Consider the following 1986-nt stretch of genomic DNA (forward strand, 5'->3'; position numbering starts at 1 on the left):
CCTGCGAGAAGCTCGCTGGGATTTGGCTTCTTGGTGCGCACCCTTGCTTCGCGCTACTTGAGCGCGATTGCGGGATGCGCATCGTGGAACAATGTGATTCGGGGCCCGGCGTCGTAACCGCCGCGATTGGCGCGCCGGAAGGCGCACGCGCGATCTTCGGATCGCGACACCAACTACGGACTGCGCTTTTCGGCGCGCCATCCCCCTTTTACGGGGGCCAGCTGTTTGACATAAGCCGGACGCATCATGCGCCGCGGCAAACAAACCTGCACGCAAAAAACATGCGCTCAAGTAGGCCAGAGGCCGGTAGCGCAGACAAAGACTCTCAACGATGCGGGCAGCCGGGCCAGCAACAGGGTCGCCGCTTCCCGTCCTGGAGATTCTCACAGCCCCATGTGATCCGGCGCGTTCTTGTCTCTGCTTTTTTGGCCGACTCGATCCAGCAGATCCATTCATTGCGCGCGAGCGGCGTGATGTCCTCCCACGTGGCCAGCGCCTTGGCGTTGGCGGCCAGGGCCTTTTTCAGGTCCGCGGGCAGGTCGTGGACCACGCCGCCTGAAATCTTTTTTGCGTTCTGAACCGTCATTCCGCCCGTTCTACCGCCGTTTTCCGCGGCACGAAATACCCCGCGACGGTGACGCTTTTTGCGACTATCCGGCCCAGTTGCACGCGCGTTTGGTGCGGTGCAACAAGGACTTGTCACTCTTGGGGCGATCTTGAACCCCGCCCGGGCCACCCTATTTAGTCATGAGGGTGCTTCTCCGGTTTCCGGGGCGTCAACAGGGGAGCAGTGCCGTGGGGTTTATCCGTATTCCGGCCGAGCAGCTCGATGGCGGCCTGCCGTTTCCCGCCGAGGCCGCGCTCCCGCGCAACGCGCTGCTCCGGTCGCTCCCTGCGGACGAGTTCGCCCGGCTATCCCCGCTTCTGGAACGGGTACCGCTCGTCCCGCGCCGCGTGTTGCAGCATGCCGGGCTGCCCATCGAGCACCTGTTTTTCATCGAGGAAGGCCTCGTCTCCGTGCTGGCAAAGGTCGACGAGCGCAACGCCGCCGAGGTGTGGCTGATCGGGCGCGATGGCGTGGTGGGCGGCACCGTCGTGCTTGGCGGCGAGACCTCGGACCTTACCCATTTCGTACAGATCGGCGGCAGCGCCTTGAGGCTGAGCGTCGAGGATTTGAACCGCTTGGCGCCCGAGCTGCCGTGCCTCGCGCAAGCGCTCAAGGGCTATCTGCATGTCTCCTTGATGCAGAGCTCGCAGTCTGCCGCGTGCAGCTTGCGCCACGCGCTCCTGCCGCGGCTCGCGCGCTGGCTGCTCATGGCCCACGACCGCAGCGATCTGGACCGGCTTTCCGTGACGCAGGATCTGTTGGCGCGCAGCCTCGGCGTGCGCCGCCCGACGGTCTCCTGCGCCTTCAAGGATCTCGAGCAGCGCGGCATCTTCGCCAAGGATCGCGGCGTCATCCGCATCAAGGATCGACCGAGCCTCGAGCGCATCGCCTGCCGCTGCTACCGCATCATGCGTGCGCAGCGCGACAAATGGGAGATGTCGAAGGCGAAGCGGAAAGTGCTCATCGCGCTGTCGGCCTTCTGCGCGGCCGCCGAGGCCGAGCTTCTCGCCGGCTAAAGGTGAGACGCCCGGGGTGGCCCCGGGCATCTCCAGGATGAGTCTTTTAAGCCGGCGTCAGCCGACCACGACCCCTTCGCACTTCTCCTTGTCCTTGATCTCGGCAAGGGCCGCCTTGGCGTCGTCCATGCTGTCATAGCCGTCGGTGTTGGCGATGGCCTTCTTGCCGGCGCTCAGGTCCGTCCCCGGCGTATTCAGGATCACCGAGCACATGCCGACCGTGTCGATGGTCACGAAGTATTTTTCCTCGGCGGCCGAAGCGGGCGCCGTCAGTCCGATGGCCAAAAGGCCCTTAGCAAAGACACTCGTCGCGACTAATTTTTTCATGTCTCGCATTTCCTCCCCTGTTGTTGACCGGGGCTG

The 1986-nt window shown here is 64.3% G+C and carries 3 protein-coding genes; 1 reads left to right on the forward strand and 2 read right to left on the reverse strand.

Annotated elements, in window-relative coordinates; translation table 11 throughout:
- Positions 1 to 325: 325 nt before the first annotated feature.
- Positions 326 to 586 carry a YdeI/OmpD-associated family protein gene (locus ACSLE4_RS08320; protein WP_435903997.1) on the reverse strand — a complete coding sequence of 87 codons (261 nt, stop codon included), beginning with the start codon at positions 584 to 586 and terminating at the stop codon, positions 326 to 328.
- A 209-nt stretch (positions 587 to 795) separates the two neighbouring features.
- Between ACSLE4_RS08320 and ACSLE4_RS08325 the strand changes: the two genes are divergently transcribed.
- Positions 796 to 1623: a Crp/Fnr family transcriptional regulator gene (locus tag ACSLE4_RS08325; RefSeq protein WP_435903998.1), complete on the forward strand. Its 828-nt coding sequence runs from the start codon at positions 796 to 798 to the stop codon at positions 1621 to 1623.
- Positions 1624 to 1680: 57 nt separating this feature from the next.
- Here the strand turns inward: ACSLE4_RS08325 and ACSLE4_RS08330 are convergent, their stop codons facing one another.
- Entirely contained in the window at positions 1681 to 1950 is a 270-nt protein-coding gene (locus tag ACSLE4_RS08330; RefSeq protein WP_435903999.1) for a hypothetical protein, read from the reverse strand.
- Positions 1951 to 1986 lie beyond the last annotated feature (36 nt).

It is taken from the genome of Methyloceanibacter sp. (assembly GCF_051306395.1).
Taxonomy (GTDB): Bacteria; Pseudomonadota; Alphaproteobacteria; order Rhizobiales; family Methyloligellaceae; genus Methyloceanibacter.

What these genes read in the sequence shown, in the direction of transcription:
- ACSLE4_RS08330 (WP_435903999.1), bottom strand. Translation starts at nt 1,950, where the DNA reads ATGAAAAAATTAGTCGCGACGAGTGTCTTTGCTAAGGGCCTTTTGGCC.
- ACSLE4_RS08320 (WP_435903997.1), bottom strand. Translation starts at nt 586, where the DNA reads ATGACGGTTCAGAACGCAAAAAAGATTTCAGGCGGCGTGGTCCACGAC.